The organism is Stenotrophomonas africana, assembly GCF_013004645.1.
Lineage (GTDB): Bacteria > Pseudomonadota > Gammaproteobacteria > Xanthomonadales > Xanthomonadaceae > Stenotrophomonas > Stenotrophomonas africana.
In genome coordinates this window covers 294,219-310,943 of sequence record NZ_JABEME010000005.1, presented here as the reverse complement: position 1 = coordinate 310,943, position 16,725 = coordinate 294,219, and the positions used below count along the sequence as shown (strand labels likewise).

General features: G+C 67.1%; 15 protein-coding genes. 10 read left to right on the top strand and 5 right to left on the bottom strand.

From position 1 onward, the window contains the following. Positions 1-497: 497 nt before the first annotated feature. Positions 498-1,469 carry an MBL fold metallo-hydrolase gene (locus HLA98_RS11805; protein WP_057499288.1) on the top strand — a complete coding sequence of 324 codons (972 nt, stop codon included), beginning with the start codon at positions 498-500 and terminating at the stop codon, positions 1,467-1,469. A gap of 72 nt (positions 1,470-1,541) precedes the next feature. Here the strand turns inward: HLA98_RS11805 and yihA are convergent, their stop codons facing one another. Next, a complete protein-coding gene (yihA, locus tag HLA98_RS11800) occupies positions 1,542-2,144 on the bottom strand; it encodes a ribosome biogenesis GTP-binding protein YihA/YsxC (RefSeq protein ID WP_057499289.1) in 603 nt (200 codons plus the stop codon). Positions 2,145-2,300: 156 nt separating this feature from the next. Between yihA and HLA98_RS11795 the strand changes: the two genes are divergently transcribed. The 4 genes from HLA98_RS11795 to HLA98_RS11780 all read left to right on the top strand — a co-directional run bounded on the left by HLA98_RS11795 (position 2,301) and on the right by HLA98_RS11780 (position 5,586). Beyond that, positions 2,301-3,101 carry a c-type cytochrome gene (locus tag HLA98_RS11795; RefSeq protein ID WP_057499290.1) on the top strand — a complete coding sequence of 267 codons (801 nt, stop codon included), beginning with the start codon at positions 2,301-2,303 and terminating at the stop codon, positions 3,099-3,101. Between the two features lie 106 nt (positions 3,102-3,207). Beyond that, positions 3,208-3,858 carry a thiol:disulfide interchange protein DsbA/DsbL gene (locus tag HLA98_RS11790; protein WP_057499291.1) on the top strand — a complete coding sequence of 217 codons (651 nt, stop codon included), beginning with the start codon at positions 3,208-3,210 and terminating at the stop codon, positions 3,856-3,858. A 106-nt stretch (positions 3,859-3,964) separates the two neighbouring features. Then, positions 3,965-4,795 carry a thiol:disulfide interchange protein DsbA/DsbL gene (locus HLA98_RS11785; protein WP_057499292.1) on the top strand — a complete coding sequence of 277 codons (831 nt, stop codon included), beginning with the start codon at positions 3,965-3,967 and terminating at the stop codon, positions 4,793-4,795. A 53-nt stretch (positions 4,796-4,848) separates the two neighbouring features. Beyond that, entirely contained in the window at positions 4,849-5,586 is a 738-nt protein-coding gene (locus HLA98_RS11780) for an endonuclease/exonuclease/phosphatase family protein (protein ID WP_170272472.1), read from the top strand. A 109-nt stretch (positions 5,587-5,695) separates the two neighbouring features. On the opposite strand, the gene HLA98_RS11775 is transcribed toward HLA98_RS11780, so the two are convergent. Next, positions 5,696-6,565: an EamA family transporter gene (locus tag HLA98_RS11775; protein WP_057499294.1), complete on the bottom strand. Its 870-nt coding sequence runs from the start codon at positions 6,563-6,565 to the stop codon at positions 5,696-5,698. A gap of 72 nt (positions 6,566-6,637) precedes the next feature. Between HLA98_RS11775 and HLA98_RS11770 the strand changes: the two genes are divergently transcribed. From HLA98_RS11770 to fhuE, 3 genes are all read left to right on the top strand, one after another. Further along, a complete protein-coding gene (locus HLA98_RS11770) occupies positions 6,638-7,120 on the top strand; it encodes an Lrp/AsnC family transcriptional regulator (RefSeq protein ID WP_049447800.1) in 483 nt (160 codons plus the stop codon). A 77-nt stretch (positions 7,121-7,197) separates the two neighbouring features. Beyond that, a complete protein-coding gene (locus HLA98_RS11765; RefSeq protein ID WP_057499295.1) occupies positions 7,198-7,749 on the top strand; it encodes a M23 family metallopeptidase in 552 nt (183 codons plus the stop codon). 172 nt (positions 7,750-7,921) lie between these two features. Continuing rightward, positions 7,922-10,084, top strand: a complete 2,163-nt coding sequence (fhuE, locus tag HLA98_RS11760) for a ferric-rhodotorulic acid/ferric-coprogen receptor FhuE (RefSeq protein ID WP_057499296.1) — start codon at positions 7,922-7,924, stop codon at positions 10,082-10,084. A 131-nt stretch (positions 10,085-10,215) separates the two neighbouring features. Here fhuE and HLA98_RS11755 read toward each other — a convergent pair whose 3' ends face one another. The 3 genes from HLA98_RS11755 to HLA98_RS11745 all read right to left on the bottom strand — a co-directional run bounded on the left by HLA98_RS11755 (position 10,216) and on the right by HLA98_RS11745 (position 14,233). Then, a complete protein-coding gene (locus HLA98_RS11755; RefSeq protein ID WP_057499297.1) occupies positions 10,216-13,077 on the bottom strand; it encodes a TonB-dependent receptor plug domain-containing protein in 2,862 nt (953 codons plus the stop codon). Positions 13,078-13,346: 269 nt separating this feature from the next. Next, entirely contained in the window at positions 13,347-13,754 is a 408-nt protein-coding gene (locus tag HLA98_RS11750) for an ExbD/TolR family protein (RefSeq protein WP_057499298.1), read from the bottom strand. 71 nt (positions 13,755-13,825) lie between these two features. Further along, positions 13,826-14,233 (bottom strand): ExbD/TolR family protein, encoded by a 408-nt coding sequence (locus HLA98_RS11745; RefSeq protein WP_057499299.1) that lies wholly within the window; start codon positions 14,231-14,233, stop codon positions 13,826-13,828. A gap of 151 nt (positions 14,234-14,384) precedes the next feature. Between HLA98_RS11745 and HLA98_RS11740 the strand changes: the two genes are divergently transcribed. Then, a complete protein-coding gene (locus tag HLA98_RS11740; protein WP_057499300.1) occupies positions 14,385-16,370 on the top strand; it encodes a transglycosylase SLT domain-containing protein in 1,986 nt (661 codons plus the stop codon). Positions 16,371-16,436: 66 nt separating this feature from the next. After that, positions 16,437-16,673, top strand: coding sequence for a hypothetical protein (locus HLA98_RS11735; RefSeq protein WP_049447806.1), 237 nt, complete (start codon positions 16,437-16,439; stop codon positions 16,671-16,673). Positions 16,674-16,725 lie beyond the last annotated feature (52 nt).

The window sequence follows — 16,725 nt, the reverse complement described above, 5'->3', positions numbered from 1 at the left end:
CCCGCCCCACCTCTGACAGATTTCTGCAGCTGTTGGCAGGTGTCGACCTTGGTCGACACATCTGTCAGATATCAAATGAAACTCTGGGGTCAGATCGCGGAAAACTGTCGAAGGCGGGGTGGGTCCGGTTGCGGGAGTGTCCGCGGCATGGGCCCGAGGTATACCTCGGGCGGGTTGGGCAGGATGCCCCGCCCCGGTCTTGCCGTGTGCGCAGGACAGCGCACACGGGCAAGCCGCGGCCAAGCCCCCATGGAGGGGTTTACGGCGTCTCCCGCAACCGGACCCACCCCGCCATCCCACGGATAGCCCGCTGTTGCTGTTGCTTCGGCTGTTGCTGTTGCTTCGGCTGTTGCCGTTGCCTCTGCGGGTGCAGGGCGCAGCCCTGCAGACAACACCCCTTCCCTGAGCATTCCGCGTAGTGGTTTGAGCGCCGCGCACACGTCGGCCACGGCACGCTATGCAGCAACGGAATCGTCCGTCGTCCACCGAGAACCGCCATGACCCTGCGTCACCTGCCGCTGCACGGCGCCCTGCTGTTGGCCCTGTCTTCCCTGCCACTGGCCGCGTTGGCCGAAGCCACCTCGCCCGCCCCCACCCAGCAGGTGCCCGGCGTCTACCACCAGCGCGTCGGTGCGCTGCAGGTCACCGCCCTGTTCGACGGCGTGGTCGCGCTGGGTCGGCAGGAAGTGGTGGACGTGCCGCCGACGCTGGTCAGCCGCCTGCTCGAAGGCCGCTATGTACCTGAGGACAAGAAAGGCCTGCAGACCGCGATCAACGCCTTCCTGGTGCGCCAGGGCAACCACCTGACCCTGGTCGACACCGGAACCGCGCAGTGCTTTGGCCCCGGCCTGGGCCAGGTGCTGGGCAATCTGCGCGCCTCCGGCGTCGACCCGACCGAGGTGGATGAGGTGCTGCTGACCCACGCCCATCCGGACCACCTGTGTGGCGTGCTCGATGCACACGGCAAGCCGGCCTATCCCAATGCCACGGTGTGGCTGTCCAAGGCCGATGCCGATTACTGGCTCAACCCCGCCAGCGAGGCCACCGCGCCGAAGGGCGTGCGCTTCGCCTTCCCGCTGGCACGCAACGCGGTGGCGCCGTATCAGGCCAGCGGCCACCTGCGCACCTTCAGCCCCGGCGATGCCCTGCCCGGCGGCGCGGTGGCGATGGACACCCATGGCCACACCCCCGGCCATGTCTCCTACCGGTTCGACAGCCAGGGCCAGTCACTGCTGGTGTGGGGCGATGTGCTGCACTTCCACGCGGTGCAGTTCGCGCATCCGGAAGCGGCATTCGAGGCGGATTCGGACCGCAAGGCGGCCATCGCCAGCCGGCGGGCGCTGTTGCAGCAGGCCACCGCCAATGGTTGGTGGGTGGCCGGTGCGCACCTGCCGTTCCCCGGCCTGGGCCATGTGCGTGGCGAGGGCAAGGCCTATGCGTGGGTGCCGGCGGAGTATTCGCCGTTGTGAGGGTATGCCGACCAAGGTCGGCACCCACCGATCGGGTAGCGCCCGGCTGCCAGCCGGGCGACCGGTAATGCCTTATTCCAGCCCCAGCCAGCCGCCGATCACGCCGCGGGCTTCGTCCACGCCGGTACGGTCTTCGCCGGAGAACACCTGCACGCTCACGCTGTCGCCGTAGGCCGATTGCAGCTCCTTGCGCACCTTCTGCAGGGACTGCATCTGCTGGCTGCGACTGAGCTTGTCGGCCTTGGTCAGCAGCGCGTGCGCCGGCAGGCCACGCTGCACGGCATAGGACAGCATCTGCCGGTCGTACTCCTTCAGCGGATGGCGGATGTCCATCACCACCACCAGGCCCTTCAGCGCCTCGCGGGTGCGGAAGTACTTGTCGATGAAGGCCTGCCAGTGCGCCTGCAGGTCCAGCGGTACCTTGGCGTAGCCGTAACCGGGCAGGTCGACCAGATGCGCTTCCGGGGTGACCTGGAAGAACACCAGCTGCTGGGTCCGGCCGGGGGTCTTGGAGACACGGGCCAGGGCGTTCTGGCGGGTCAGCGCGTTGAGCGCACTGGACTTGCCGGCGTTGGAGCGGCCGGCGAAGGCCACTTCGGCCCCTTCGTCGGGCGGCAGCTGCCGCACGTTGTGGGCCGAAAGGTGGTAACGGGCGCGTTCGATGAGCAATGACATGCGCCTAGGATCGCATGTTGCGGCGCCGCGCGCCCGTGCCGGCAGCCTTTGCGGGCATTTTGCTGCACTGCTGCGTTGACCGTGTGCGGAAACGGCGTTGATAATCCTGGCGATGCCGGCGGCCACCGCCCGGCCCGGTCCATACGGAGCTTCAGCATGCGCCACGCTCGCGTTCTTGCCGTATCCGCCCTTGCCACTGCTGTAGTCGTTGCCGCTGCTGCGTTCGCGCAGACCACGTTGACCCCGCTGCCCGACAACGGGCCGATCAACACCGCCTCGCTGGAGGTGGATTTCAGCAAGACCCACTGGGGCGATGCCAAGGCCGGCCAGACCAAAGCCTCGGCCTGCGCGGCCTGCCATGGCGCCGACGGCAACTCCACCGTGGAGATGTACCCGTCCATCGCTGGCCAGAGCGAACGCTACGTGGCCCAGCAGATGGCCCTGATCGCCAACGGCCAGCGCAGTTCCGGCGCGGCGGTGGCGATGGTGCCGTTCGTGCAGAACCTCACCCCGCAGGACATGCGCGACATCGGTGCGTTCTTCGCCACGCAGAAGGCCACCGCCGGCATCGCCGATGACACGGCGGTCACTGACGGCCCCTACAAGGGAATGAAGTTCTACGAGATCGGCCAGCAGCTGTACCGTGGCGGCGATGCCAAGCGTGGCCTGCCGGCCTGCATGGCCTGCCATGGCCCCAGCGGTGCCGGCAATCCCGGACCGGCCTATCCGCACCTCGGTGGGCAGCACGCCAGCTATGTCGCGCGCCGCCTGCAGGAATACCAGGCCGGCCAGACCAACGAGACCGACAAGGCGCACTTCCAGATCATGGCCACGGTCGCGCAGAAGCTCAGCGAGCAGGAGGTGCAGGCGCTGTCGAGCTACCTGCAGGGCCTGCACAACAAGGCCGACGACGTGGCCGCGGCGACCACGCCGGTACAACCGGCTGCCGCGCCCTGACCACCGCTGGTCGGCCCGGGCCGCCACCGCGGCCCTCGCCTGCGGTATGTTTCCTTCACGCCGGCGACCGCGCCGGCGTTGCTTTTTTCAACGGAGATGCGTGTCGATGAGGTTGATTTCCCGCCTGCTGTTGTCCGTGCTGGTGCTGCTGCCGCTGGTGGCCTGCGCCGCAACCCCCGCCAATGCCCCGCTGGTCGAGGGCAAAGACTACGAGCGCATCGCCCAGCCGGGCCCGTTCCAGCCGCTGGCCGGCAAGATCGAGGTGGTCGAGGTCTTCGGCTACACCTGCCCGCACTGCGCCCATTTCGAACCGCAGCTGGAAGCCTGGGCGGCCAAGCTGCCGGCCGACGTGCGCTTCACCCCGGTTCCGGCGGCCTTCGGCGGCGCCTGGGACGCCTGGGCCCTGGCCTACTACGCCGCCGACGAAGTCGGCGTGGCCAAGCGCAGCCACGCGGCCGTGTTCAAGGCCCTGCACGAGGACGGCTCGCTGCCGATGCAGAACGTCTCGGCCGATGAGCTCGCCACCTTCTACAAGGCCTACGGCGTGACCCCGGACCGTTATCTGCAGGCCCTGCGCGGCGACGCCGTACAGAAGAAGGTCGACGCCGCCCGCGCGTTCGCCCAGCGCACCAGGATTCCGGGCACCCCGGCGATCATCATCAACGGCCAGTACCTGGTGCGTGGCAACAGCTTCGACGACCAGCTGCGCATCGCCTCGGCGCTGATCGCCCAGGCCCGCGCCGCCCGCGGCCGCTGAACCAACGCCCACCATCGACACGGCGCTGTCGCCGCCGCATGTCATCATTTCCCTCTGGCCGGCGCCTGACGCCGGCCCCACCTTTCCAGATGCTGGAGACGTTTCCATGAAGATCCGTTACGCCCTCGCACTCGCAGCGCTGCTGCCGATCCTGGCCGCCTGCAAGGCCGACGATGGCACCGCCAACACCTCTGCGGCTCCGGCCGAACCGGCGGCCGCGCCGGCCACCACCGAACCGGCTGCGCCTGCCGCTGGCGCCGAGGGCGCTGCCCCGGCCGCTGCCGAAGGCGAGAAGGCCGCGACTGAAGCGGCACCGGCCGCTGCACCGGCCCCGACCACCGCCGCACTGACCGGCCCGGCCCCGGTGGAAGGCGCTGACTACCAGGTGATCCCGAACGGCCAGCCGTTCCAGCCGGCCGCCGGCAAGATCGAAGTGACCGAGATCTTCGGCTACGTCTGCCCGGCCTGCGCCGCGTTCCAGCCGCTGGTCGGCCCGTGGAAGGCCGGCCTGCCGAGCGACGTGAACTTCGTCTACGTGCCGGCCATGTTCGGCGGCACCTGGGATGACTACGCCCGTGCCTTCTACGCCGCGCAGACCCTGGGCGTGCAGGAGAAGACCCACGAAGCGCTGTACGCCGCCATCCACTCGCAGAAGACCCTGAAGGGCGAGCGCGGCCGTGATTCGGTCGAAGACATCGCCAAGTTCTACGGTGCCTACGGCGTGGATCCGAAGCAGTTCGCCGCCACCATGGGCAGCTTCGCGGTGAATGCCAAGACCAACTCGGCCAAGCAGTTCGCGCAGCGCAGCCAGATCAGCGGCACCCCATCGATCATCGTCAACGGCAAGTACCTGGTGAAGGGCAAGAGCTTCCCGGACATGCTGCGCATCGCCGACCACCTGATCGCCCGCGAACGCGGTGCGGCCCAGGCTCACTGATCCAAGAGAAGCGTTTCCCGGCCGTGAATTCCCCCCGTACACGGACCCTGCGCTTGCTGACGGCCAACATCCAGGCCGGCTCAAGTACCCGCCGCTACAGCGACTATGTGACCCGCAGCTGGTCACATGCGCTGCCGGCGGGTCGCAAGCGCAGCAGCCTTGACGCGATCGCCACCTTGGCGCGCGACCATGACATCGTCGGCCTGCAGGAGGCCGACCCGGGCAGCCTGCGCTCGGGCTTCACCAACCAGACCCACTACCTGGCCCAGCGTGCCGGCTTCAACTACTGGAGCCATCAGCCGAACCGGCGCATGGGCGGGGTCGCCTCCAGCGCCAATGGCCTGCTGAGCAAGCTGGAACCGGTGGAAGTGCAGGACCACGCCCTGCCCGGCCGCATCGGCGGGCGCGGCGTGCTGCTGGCCAAGTTCGGCGAGGGTGCCGATGGTCTGGCGGTGGCAGTTGCCCATCTGTCGCTGGGCGCGGGCTCGCGGATGTCACAGCTGGGCTTCATCGCCGAGCTGCTGTCCGACCACCCCAACGCAGTGCTGATGGGCGACTTCAACTGCCTGGCCGAGCGCCCGGAAATGCAGGTGCTGTACCAGAAGACCCGGCTGCAGCCCCCGGGCTGCATCGTACCGACCTTCCCCAGCTGGCGCCCCGACCGCGCCATCGACCACATCCTGGTCAGCAGCGGCCTGCAGACCCGCACCGTTGAAGCTGTGCCGGCCGCGTTCTCCGATCACCTCGCGCTGGCGATGCAGATCGACGTCCCGGCCGACGCCCTGCGCTGAACCGCCGCCCCGGTAGGTGCGGACCGTTGGTCCGCACGCTTCGCGCCGGCCGCCGCCTGGCGCCCCCTAAATCAGGGCATAAACGACTTAATCCCCTCCGTCCCTTTTTTCAGGCGGTAACCGGTACCTTCAACCGCCGCGCGGTCATCGTGCTGCCCACCGAGGCCAGCACCGTGCAGCCGATCGCCAGCCACTGCAATCCATGCAGGTGCTCGTGCAGCAGCAGCATCGCCCACAACGCGGCCACCGCCGGTTCCATGCTGATCAGGATGCCGAAGGTCTCCTTCGGCAGGCGCTTGAGCGCCATCATTTCCAGCGACATCGGGATCGCGCTGGACACCAGTGCCACCAGCAGGCCCGCCGCCAGGATCTTCGGGTCGAGCAGCGCGGCACCGGCATGCAACACGCCCACCGGTACCACCACCAGCGACGCGGCCAGCAGCCCCAGCGAGACCGAATGCCCGGCGTGCAGATGGCCAGCACGCTTGCCGAACACGATGTACAGGCCCCAGCAGGCCGCAGCGCCCATCGCGTACAGCACGCCGGCCGGGTCCAGCGCGGGGCCACCGCCGATCGGCAGGAGCAACAGCAGCCCCACCGCCGCGCAGCCTACCCAGAGGAAATCGATCGGGCGTCGTGATGACAGCATCGCCACCGTCAGCGGCCCGGTGAACTCGATGGCCACCGCGATGCCGAAGGGAATCGTGCGCAGGGCCATGTAGAACAGCAGGTTCATCAGCCCCAGAGTGAGCCCGTAGCGCAGGATGGTGATCGCATCCACGCGGCTGGTCTTCCAGCGCCACGGCCGCCAGAACAGCAGCAGCAACAGCGCCGAGAAGCCCACGCGCAGCGCGCTGGTGCCCTGGGCGCCGATCAGCGGGAACAGGTGTTTTGCGTAGGAGGTGCCGATGGCCAGCGAGGTGACCGAGCCAAGCACCGCCAGCGCCGGCAACATCGGCGCGAGTCGTGAGGTCTGCATGGGCAAAGTCTATTGCGCCGGCGCCGAGCACTTGGCTCAATTGACAGCCCGTTCGTGCAACTTCTGCTCGCCATGGCCACCGCCCCCGTGCTCGACAGCTTTGATCGCGCCATCCTCGACCTGCTGCAGCGGGACAACACCCTGCCGCAGCGCGAAATCGCCGAGACCGTGCACCTGTCCACCCCGGCTGTGCAGCGCCGCATCAAGCGCCTGCAGGACAGCGGCGTGATCGCAGCCAATGTGGCGGTGGTCGCTGCAGCCAAGGTCGGGCGACCGCTGACCATCATCGTGGAGGTGCGCGTGGTCAGCGAGCAGCGCGAACGCGTGGCGCCGTTCAAGCGCCGCGTGCAGGACGACCCGGCCGTGCAGCAGTGCTACTCGATCACCGGCGATGGCGATTTCCTGCTGCTACTTTCGGCGGCGTCGATGGAGGAGTACGAGGCGATCACCGAGCGCCTGTTCGGTGGCGATGACAACATCGAGCGCTTCCGCACCTCGGTGGCACTGGGCACGTTGAAGCGGAGTTTCGAAGTCCCGCTGACACCGGCTCTGTAGCGTCGAGCCATGCTCGACTGCCTTTTGACCGCAAAGCTGAAGCAGTCGGGCGTGGCTCGACTCTACACTTCGAAACCATGAGTACACCGCCCTCCCCTGCCCACCACCTTCGCCGCTGGTTGCTGCGCAGCCTGTGGCTGGCCATCGCCCTCGTCGCCGCGATGACGCTGTGGAACAGCCCATGGGCCGCTGCACCGAAACTGCTGTGGACACTCTCTCGTATGCCGCCGGCCACGCAACTGCCGGTGCCGGTGGACGGCGTGCGGCCACGCCAGATCGCCGATACCTTCGGTGCGCCACGTGGCCGCGACCGCTCCCACGCCGGCATCGACATCTTCGCCAAGCGCGGCACGCCAGTGCGCAGCGCCACGGCCGGTGTCGTCGCGGATGTCAGCGAGCGCGGGCTCGGCGGCCGCCAGGTGTGGGTGATCGGGCCCGGACGCGAACGCTACTACTACGCGCATCTGGAGAACTGGGCCGACGGCCTGGCACGCGGCCAGGTGGTGCAGCCCGGCGATCTGCTCGGCCATGTCGGCGACAGCGGCAACGCCAAAGGCACACCGCCGCACCTGCACTGGGGCATCTACGGCTCGAACGGCCCCCGCGATCCGCTGCCATTGCTGCACTGACCGCCACCGCGTACCCGCGGACCGATCTGCTCATGATTTGTAAATAGGAATAGTTCGTATTACCATTTCTCTCGTTTCCGGTGGTGCCAGGACGGCCTGCCCGCCCTTCCCCTACCCGTAGCGCATCGCCTCCTGGATGACGGCCGAACGCGCGTGCTCGTCCAGGACCCCCATGACCCGTCCCGCCTTCCGTACCCTGCAGCCGCAGCGGCTGTCCGTTGCCGTGCTCGCCGTTCTCTGCGCCGTGGCCCCGGCCGCCTTCGCCGACACCGCCGCCGACCCGACCACGTTGGACAAGGTGGTGGTGAAGGGCGAGCGTGCCGAAGGCTATTCGGTGCGCCGCACCTCGGCCGGTACCCGCTTCGACCTGGCGCCGCGCGAAATCCCGCAGTCGGTCAGCATCATCAGCCACCAGCGCATCGAAGATCAGAAGCTGGACGACATCATCGACGTGCTGGCCAATACCACCGGCGTAACCAGCACCCAGTCCGACAGCGAGCGCACGGAGTTCTACGCACGCGGCTTCTACATCGATGCCTACCAGTTCGATGGCCTGCCGACGCAGATGGTGCAGAACTGGAGCTACGGCGATTCCGGCCTGGATCTGGCGCTGTATGACCGCGTGGAAGTGGTGCGCGGTGCCACCGGCCTGCTCAGCGGCGCCGGCAATCCGTCAGCGTCGGTGAACCTGGTGCGCAAGCATGCCGACAGCGCCGAGCTGGCCGGCAGCGTCTCGGTGAACGTGGGCAGCTGGGGCCGTACCCGCACCACCGTTGACGTGGGTAGCGCGCTCAACGCCAGCGGCAGCGTGCGTGGCCGCGTGATCGGCAGCTACCTGGATACCGACGGCCAGATGGACCGCTACAACCAGCGCAAGACGCTGGGCTACGCCGTCATCGACGCCGACCTGACCCCGGATACCCAGCTGAGCGTGGGCTACGACTACCAGCAGAAGCGCGCCAATGGTGCGACCTGGGGCGGCTTCCCGATGCTGTACTCTGATGGCTCGCGCACGGGCTACGACGAATCTTTCAACGCCAGCCCGAACTGGACCTACTGGGATACCACCAGCAAGCGCGCCTTCGCCACCCTGCAGCATGCCTTCAGCAATGGCTGGAAGTTCAAGGTCGGCGCCACCCACGATGAGACCAAGGCCGACGACAAGCTGTTCTACCCGGCCTACAACGACTGGACCAGCGGCGCGTCGTACTTCGACAAGACCACCGGCGCGGGCATCTCGCCCTCGGCGGGCTTCTACAACACCGAGCGCAAGGTCACCGGCGTGGACGGCTATGTCGACGGTCCGTTCCAGCTGTTCGGCCGCGAGCACCAGTTCATGGCCGGCCTGAGCTACAACAAGCGCGAATACGCCAACTTCGGCGACTACCAGGTGGGTGGCGCGGGCCAGACCTGGGACCCGTTCGCCAGCTATCTGAACTGGACTGGCAACATCAGCGAGCCAAACTGGAACCCGCTGGCACTGGCCAGCGAAGGCACCATCACCCAGAAGGCCGGTTACGCCGCCGCACGCCTGTCGCTGGCCGATCCGCTGAAGCTGATCATCGGCGCCCGCTACACCGACTGGAAGAGCGAAGGCGAAGGCGCCGACCGCGCGCACAAGGTCACCACGCCGTATGCCGGCCTGGTGTTCGACATCAACGACACCTACTCGACCTACGCCAGCTACACCGAAATCTTCCAGCCGCAGACGCTGAAGGACCGCAACGGCAGCTATCTCGATCCGGTCGATGGCAAGAGCTACGAAGTGGGCGTCAAGGGTGCCTGGTTCGACAACCGCCTGAACGCCTCGCTGGCCGTGTTCCGCATCGAACAGGACAATGTCGGCCAGTCCACCGGTGAGCCGGTCATCGGCGGTACCGGCGGCGAAACCGCCTACCGCGCCACGCGTGGCACGGTCAGCCGTGGCTTCGAGTTCGAGCTGAACGGTGAACTGGCCCCGGGCTGGAATGCCACCTTCGGTGCGTCGCGCTACGTGGCCAAGGACATCAACGGTGCCGACATCAATACCAACCTGCCGCAGACCGCGCTGAAGCTGTTCACCAGCTACACCCCGCAGTCGCTACAGGCACTGACCGTCGGTGGCGGTGCCAACTGGCAGAACCGCATCTACTATCCGGTGCCGGCCTACGGCCGCATCGAGCAGAGCGGCTATGCACTGGTCAGCGCCTTCGTGCGCTACCGCATCTCGCCGGAGTTCAGCGTGCAGGCCAACCTCAACAACCTGCTGGACAAGAAGTACCTGTCGCAGATCAACGGCTACGGCGCGTTCGGTGATGGCCGCAACGGCTCGCTGACGTTCACCTGGGCGTTCTGAGCAGGCGCGGGGCACGATCGCCCCGCACCTGTAGAGCCGAGCCCATGCTCGGCTCAGAGAATCAGCCGAGCGTGGGCTCGGCTCTACACCAGCAAGGCTGGCGCCGGACCGAGCCCGGCGCCGCACCTTCATCAGAAGCGCAGATCCGCGCGCAGGTACCAGTAGCGGCCACGCGGGATGTCGTAGGTCGAGGCGTCGTAGCCGTTCAACGAGCACGACAGGCAGATCGGCGGATCCTTGTCGAACACGTTGTTCAGGCCAGCTGTCAGCTGCAGCCCCTTCATCCAGTCGATCTTGTAGCCCACCTGCATGTCGTGGAAGGTAGTGGCCGACAGCGTGTTGGTGCCTGCAGCCTGGTCGCTGCACACCGGGAAGGCCGCAGCATCGCCGCAGTTCTCGGTCAGCTCGGAGATGTGGCGCACCGTCCAGTTGGCACTCCAGCGGTCCAACGTCCAGCCGATGCTGGCATTGCTGGTCCATTCCGGAATCGAACTGTCAGCCACTTCCACACCCGGCTTCTGCGGCTGCTTCTGCCCGGCCGCGCCGGTGGCCTCGTAACGCCCGACGAAGGTGTTTTTCCAACTCAGCTTGAACTGGCCGATGGAGGTCTGCGGCAGGGTCCAGAACAGGTCCACGTCCCAGCCATCGGTCTTGATCGACCCCAGGTTGGTCAGGCGGTTGTTGAAACTGCTGACCGCACCGGTGCTGGCACGGGTGATGCCATTGCAGTAGATCGGATCCAGCGTATCCACGCACAGGTCCAGCTGGGTCTGCGCGTTGATCGCCTGGATCGCACCGTCGATGGCATGGCGGTAGAAGGTCACCTCCACATCGAAGCGCTCCGACCACGAGGCGTTGTTGCCGAACCACGGGCTCCACACGAAACCGGCACTGAAGCTGCGCGAGCGTTCCGGCTCCAGCTCGCGGTTGCCGCCGGTGGTCACCGAGATCTGCGAGTTGGCCTGCTGGAAGCCGGCCGGCACGCCCAGCGTGGCACAGTTGGCCGCGCTGCCACGCGGCGGCGTGCCGCCCAGGCCCACCGAGCACGGGTCGAACAGCTGCAGGTCGGCACGTGCCGCCGAGCCGTACAGTTCACCGATCGACGGTGCGCGGAAGCCCTCGGCGTAGGTGGTGCGCAGCACGAAGTCATCGGTCACCTGCCAGCGCAGGCCGTACTTGGGAGTGAACTCGCCACCAAAGGTGGAGTAGTCCGAATAGCGACCGGCCAGGCTCAGGTCCAGTTTCTTGCCGAACGAGGAATCGGCGAAGATCGGCACGCTCAACTCCAGGTAGGCCTCGTTGACATCATAGGAACCGGAGGTCGGCTGTGACGGCACGCCGTTGTAGTGGCCGATCACCGTCAGCGGATCCGGCTGGTAGGAGCCCTTGTACTTGCGGTACTCGAAGCCGGTGGCGAAGGACACCGGACCGGCCGGCAGCGAGAACAGCTCGCTGGACAGGTTGGCGGTGAACAGGCTCAGCTCGTTCTGGCTGCGATCGCGCACCACCGGCTGGATCCACTTCAGCATGTCCGGGGTGATCGAACCGACGCCACCGAAGATGTTCAGCGGCACGCAGCCCGGCGTGGCCGCGCACACCGCCGGATCGCCCAGCGCCATGTTCACCTTGTAGATGTCATAGCTGCCGTAGTTGGTCTGTTCGGCCTTGTTCTTGCTGTACATGCCGTTGACGTCCCAGTACCAGCTGCGGTCGGCGGCATGGAAGTCACCGACCAGGCCGGTGGCGAAGTAAGTGGTATCCACCTTCTGCTTGAACACGCGCGCACCGCCTTCCACCGGACGCCGGCCGATCAGGCTCATGTTGTCGCCGGAAACCAGATCGAAGCCGAACGGGTTGTACGGGTTGAGTGCAGACACGGTGATGTTGTCGGCCAGCGGATTGCCGGTGGCGCCATCGGGGCCGAAGAACAGCGGCTCGGGACCGGCCTGGTTGGTCGACTCGCGGCGGTTGCCCAGCGCCTTGATGTACCACTGCACGTTGTCGGTGATGTCGAAGCGGAACTGGCCGAACAGGCCTTTACGCTCCGACGGCGTCAGCACCATGTTGTATTCGGCGAAGTTGAAGCGGTCGGCGGTGGTGAAGCAGTGATAGTCATCGGTGCGCGTGCAGCCTGCACTGCCGTCGTAACGCGGGTTGCTCACGCCGGTATTGGGCACGATGTTCTGCACCGCCCCGGTGTTCGGATCGGTGAACATGAAACGGCCCTGTGGAATGCCGCCGCTGCCGAAGGCCAGGCCGGTGCCTGGAATCGGGAAGCGCGACTGCTCGCGGTCCTTGGCGAACACCGGGTCCTGCTTGGTCCAGCTGGCACCCAGGAACAGACTGTAGCGGTCACCGCTCTTGCCCCAGGCCAGGTCCACGCCTTTCTGCGTGCCGTCGCCCTTGCTGTATTCACCGTAGTTCAGCGTTACCTGGCCGCCATCGAAATCGCGGCGGGTGATGATGTTGACCACACCGGCAATGGCATCGGAGCCGTACAGCGACGACGCTCCATCTTCCAGCACTTCGATGCGCTCGACGATGGCCAGCGGAATGGTATTGAGATCGGTGGCCGAGCCCACACCGGACGCCGACGATTCATTGACCCAGCGGATGCCATCGACCAGCACCAGCACGCGCTTGGCCCCCAGATGGCGCAGGTCCACCTGCGCCGAGCCGGCGCCCACACCGCTGCCATCCGGCGGGAAGCCGAAGTTGCCCGACGAGTTGAACTTGGCGTTGAGCGCGGAACCGGACCCGGTGAGCTGTTGAAGGACTTCGCCGATCGAGGTCAGGCCGGTGCGTTCGATATCACCGCGGGTCAGCGTCTGGATCGGCACCTGGCCTTCGACTTCAGCGCGCTTGATGCGGGTACCGGTGACTTCCACCGCATCCAGGTTGGTGGTGGATTGTGCAGCGGCACCCAACGGTGCCAGGGTCATCACGCACAGCGCGACGGCAACCGCCAACGGGCGGTGGTGCAGGTGATTCATTCGCTCTCTCTCCAAAGGAATGTCGGGACATGGACTGCCGCGCCCCCCTGCATGGCGGCAGCGTCTCCTTTGTAAACAAGTGGTAAAAATCCCGGCGTGACGATCGACACTCTTTCACGCGGAATTGACGCAAATGGCAGGCGATTGCGTCAGATAGTTGCAGGTTATGACCGGACGATACTGTTCACAGCGTGGCGCCTTGATGCCGGCTGCGACAGCGCTCGCCGAGATCCGGCACAGCTCATCAAGGGGACTTGTCGGTGCAGGTGCTAGTGGCCGGGCGCGTCGACGCGCAGCCCATGCTGGCTTACGGCCAGCAGCACGCGTGCCATGTCTCCGTAGTCGGTGTCGTCGGCGGTCGCCAGGTGCACCCAGGGGCGATGCTGCTGCGGCATCTGCTGCGCCTGCATCAGGTGCCGCTGCAACGCGGCAGCGTCCAGCGGCTGGCCATTCCAGAACACCGCCCCCGCTGCATCGATGCGCAAATTGATCGGCTGGGGTGAGGACGCCGGCCAGGGTGGGCACGAGGTGCGCTGCTGGAACGCCAGGAGGCCGGTCGCCTGCGCCATCGGCAGCGTGGTGATCACCAGCGCCAGCAGCACCAGCAACACATCCACCAGCGGTGCCAGATTGGGGATGACCATCAGTGGGGCCGCGCGCTGTGTCCTGTATCGCATGCCACGTTCCCTCGCAGTAGGAGCGGCCTGCCATCGGCAGGCCGCCCGTTGCCGGACTCACCGCACGAAACTCACTGCACGAAGGCGATGCGCTCCATGCCGGTGGCCTCGGCGGCAGCCAGGATCCGCGCCATGCCTTCGTACTCGGCTGACGGATCGGTGGCGATGCGCAGCTCCGGCAGGTTGCCGGCATGTTCACCGGCCTGCGCCTGCAGGCGCGCCTGCAGATCGCCGATGGCCATCGGCTGGCCATCCCAACTCAGCTGGTTCGATGCGTCCAGGCGCAGCTCGATCGGTGGTGGCGGTTCGGGACGGTCGACCACGCGATCGGTGGCCTGCGGCAACTGCACGGCAATCGGCCGGGCCACGATCGGCGCGGTCACGATGAAGATGATCAACAGCACCAGCATCACATCCACCAGTGGCGTGACATTGATGTCCGCCAGCGGGCCGCTTCTTCCTGCGCTACTGAACGCCATGTGCCGCTCCCTGCAGCCGGGCCGTTCGCCCAAGGTCGACACTACGGTGCCTGCGGACCTGCAAGGCAGTGCCCAGCGCTGTGGCATTCAGCTGCCGTTGCCGACCCATCGCGTGCACGCAATGCGAAACTGAATTCAGCCACCGCCCGCTATGCTCAGCGCCATGACCCGACGCACTTCAACTGCCCTGTCCCTGCTGCCCTTGGCCACCACGCTGCTGATCGGCTGCGCCAATGCCCAGTCCCTCGACGCCCAGAACGCGCAGCTGAAGGCCGCGATCGCAGCTGCCGAACGCGGCCAGTTCGACCCCGGCCAGGCCGCTGCGCTCAGCCGCCATCCGGCCTATGGCTGGCTGGAATACGCCAACCTGCGACGCAACATCGACACCGTCGATTCCGCGCAGGCGCAGGCCTTCCTCAAGCGCTATGACGGCCAGGCCGTGGCCAACACGTTCCGCAGTGTGTGGCTGCCCTCGGTCGCACGCCGCCAGGACTGGCCCACCCTGCTCGCCAACTGGGTTCCGACCGACAACGCCGGCCTGCGCTGTGCGCAGCTGACCGCACGGCAGGTGACCGGCAAGGTCGATCCGCAGTGGATCGGTGAAGCGCAGGACCTGTGGCGCAAGAACGGCAAGTCGCTGCCAGACGGCTGTGACGCCGTTTTCGCCGTGCTGCAGGCACAGGGCGGACTGAGTGACGCATTGCGCTGGGAACGCATCGATGCCGCCGCCGACGCCCAGCAGCCGGCCGTGATGCGCAGCGCCGCACGTGGCCTGCCTGCCACCGACCTGGCGCTGGCCAACAATTACGCCGCCTTTGTCGACAAGCCCAATGCCAGCGCATTGAACTGGCCGCGCAACGAGCGCAGCCGGCGCATCGCCACCGATGGCCTGGCCAAGCTGGCCAAGGCCGACCCGGGCGCCACCGAACAGCAGCTGCCGCAGTACGCGCAGGCGCTGGGCCTGAGTGCCGAGCAGCAGGGCCAGGTGCTGTACCAGATCGCGCTGTGGACGGTGGCTTCCTACCTGCCCGATTCGGCACGCCGCCTCAACGCGGTGCCGGAATCGGCGTATGACGAACGCCTGCACGAATGGCGCGTGCGCGAAGCGATGTCGCGCGGTGACTGGCCGGCGGCGCTGACCGCAATCCGCAAGATGGCCAGCAAGCAGCGCAGCGACCCGCGCTGGCGCTACTTCGAAGGCCGCATGCTGGAGAAGACCGGCCAGGCCCAGCAGGCGCAGCCGCTGTTCCGCGATGCGGCACGTGCACCGACCTTCCACGGGTTCCTGGCTGCCGACAAGCTGCAGCAGGGCTATACCCTGTGCCCCTGGAAGCCGAACGACAGCGCGCAGGCGCAGGCGGTGATCGCGCGCGATCCGGCCATCCAGCGTGCGATGGCGCTGTACCAGATCGATCGCGCTGGCTGGGCCGTGGCCGAATGGAACAGCGCGCTGTCGCGCTTCGATGACACCCAGCGCCGCCTCGCGGTACGCGTCGCGCAGGACAACGGTTGGTTCGACCGCGCCGTGTTCGCACTCGGCAAGCAGCCGCAGGAGCAGCGCCTGTACGACCTGCGCTTCCCGCTGCACCACGACGCCACCATCCGCCGCGAATCGGCTCGCAACGCGATCGATCCGGCCTGGGTGGCGGCGGAAATCCGCGCCGAGAGCACCTTCACCCCGCGTGCGCGCTCGCCTGCCAACGCCATGGGCCTGATGCAGGTGCTGCCGGCCACCGGTGCCGGCGTGGCCAAGTCGATCGGCCTGACCGGCTACGGCGGCGCCGACAGCCTGTACGACCCAGACACCAACATCGCCATCGGTACCGCCTACCTGCGCCAGCTGATGAACAAGTACGACGGCCTGCCGTACGTGACCATCGCGGCCTACAACGCCGGCCCGACCCCGACAGCACGCTGGCAGGGCCAGCGCCCGGGCTTTGATCCGGACCTGTGGATCGAGACCATCAGCTACAAGGAAACCCGCGAGTACGTCGCCCGCGTGCTGGCCTTCAGCGTGATCTACGACTGGCGCCTCAATGGTGATGCGCTGCCGCTGAGCGACCGCCTGATGGGCCGCCTGGTGGACAAGCGCAAGAGCTTCAGCTGCGCCGCCAACGCCGACCAGGGCGGCGATTGATCGCAACACGGTGGTGCCGGCCGCTGGCCGGCACGACCCGGTATCCATTCCCGGGGAGGGGAAAACATGAGCCTGCTGGCCTGGATCGGGATATTCGCCGCCTGGAGCCTGCTCGCCACCTGGGTGCTGCGCTGGGGTGGCGCGGCCTGGATGGAAGGCTGGAAGTCGCTGGCCTTCGTCGACAGCTGGGGCAGCCTGTGGGACGAAGCGCAGATCAAGCTGTATTTCCTCTGCCTGTGGATCGTCTACGGCCTGTGGTTCCTGGCCGGTCTGTTCGTGCCGGAGTGGCGCGGCCTGCCGTGATGCCCATTGGTAGTGCCTGCCGCTGGCCGGCACTACCGGTGCATCTGCGCCG

Bases quoted from the DNA above. Each gene is read 5' to 3' on its own strand.
- HLA98_RS11765 (WP_057499295.1), top strand. From the start codon at position 7,198: ATGAGTACACCGCCCTCCCCTGCCCACCACCTTCGCCGCTGGTTGCTG.
- HLA98_RS11745 (WP_057499299.1), bottom strand. From the start codon at position 14,233: ATGGCGTTCAGTAGCGCAGGAAGAAGCGGCCCGCTGGCGGACATCAAT.
- HLA98_RS11750 (WP_057499298.1), bottom strand. From the start codon at position 13,754: ATGCGATACAGGACACAGCGCGCGGCCCCACTGATGGTCATCCCCAAT.
- HLA98_RS11755 (WP_057499297.1), bottom strand. From the start codon at position 13,077: ATGAATCACCTGCACCACCGCCCGTTGGCGGTTGCCGTCGCGCTGTGC.
- HLA98_RS11795 (WP_057499290.1), top strand. From the start codon at position 2,301: ATGCGCCACGCTCGCGTTCTTGCCGTATCCGCCCTTGCCACTGCTGTA.
- HLA98_RS11740 (WP_057499300.1), top strand. From the start codon at position 14,385: ATGCTCAGCGCCATGACCCGACGCACTTCAACTGCCCTGTCCCTGCTG.
- yihA (WP_057499289.1), bottom strand. From the start codon at position 2,144: ATGTCATTGCTCATCGAACGCGCCCGTTACCACCTTTCGGCCCACAAC.
- HLA98_RS11770 (WP_049447800.1), top strand. From the start codon at position 6,638: ATGGCCACCGCCCCCGTGCTCGACAGCTTTGATCGCGCCATCCTCGAC.
- HLA98_RS11805 (WP_057499288.1), top strand. From the start codon at position 498: ATGACCCTGCGTCACCTGCCGCTGCACGGCGCCCTGCTGTTGGCCCTG.
- HLA98_RS11785 (WP_057499292.1), top strand. From the start codon at position 3,965: ATGAAGATCCGTTACGCCCTCGCACTCGCAGCGCTGCTGCCGATCCTG.
- fhuE (WP_057499296.1), top strand. From the start codon at position 7,922: ATGACCCGTCCCGCCTTCCGTACCCTGCAGCCGCAGCGGCTGTCCGTT.
- HLA98_RS11775 (WP_057499294.1), bottom strand. From the start codon at position 6,565: ATGCAGACCTCACGACTCGCGCCGATGTTGCCGGCGCTGGCGGTGCTT.
- HLA98_RS11735 (WP_049447806.1), top strand. From the start codon at position 16,437: ATGAGCCTGCTGGCCTGGATCGGGATATTCGCCGCCTGGAGCCTGCTC.
- HLA98_RS11790 (WP_057499291.1), top strand. From the start codon at position 3,208: ATGAGGTTGATTTCCCGCCTGCTGTTGTCCGTGCTGGTGCTGCTGCCG.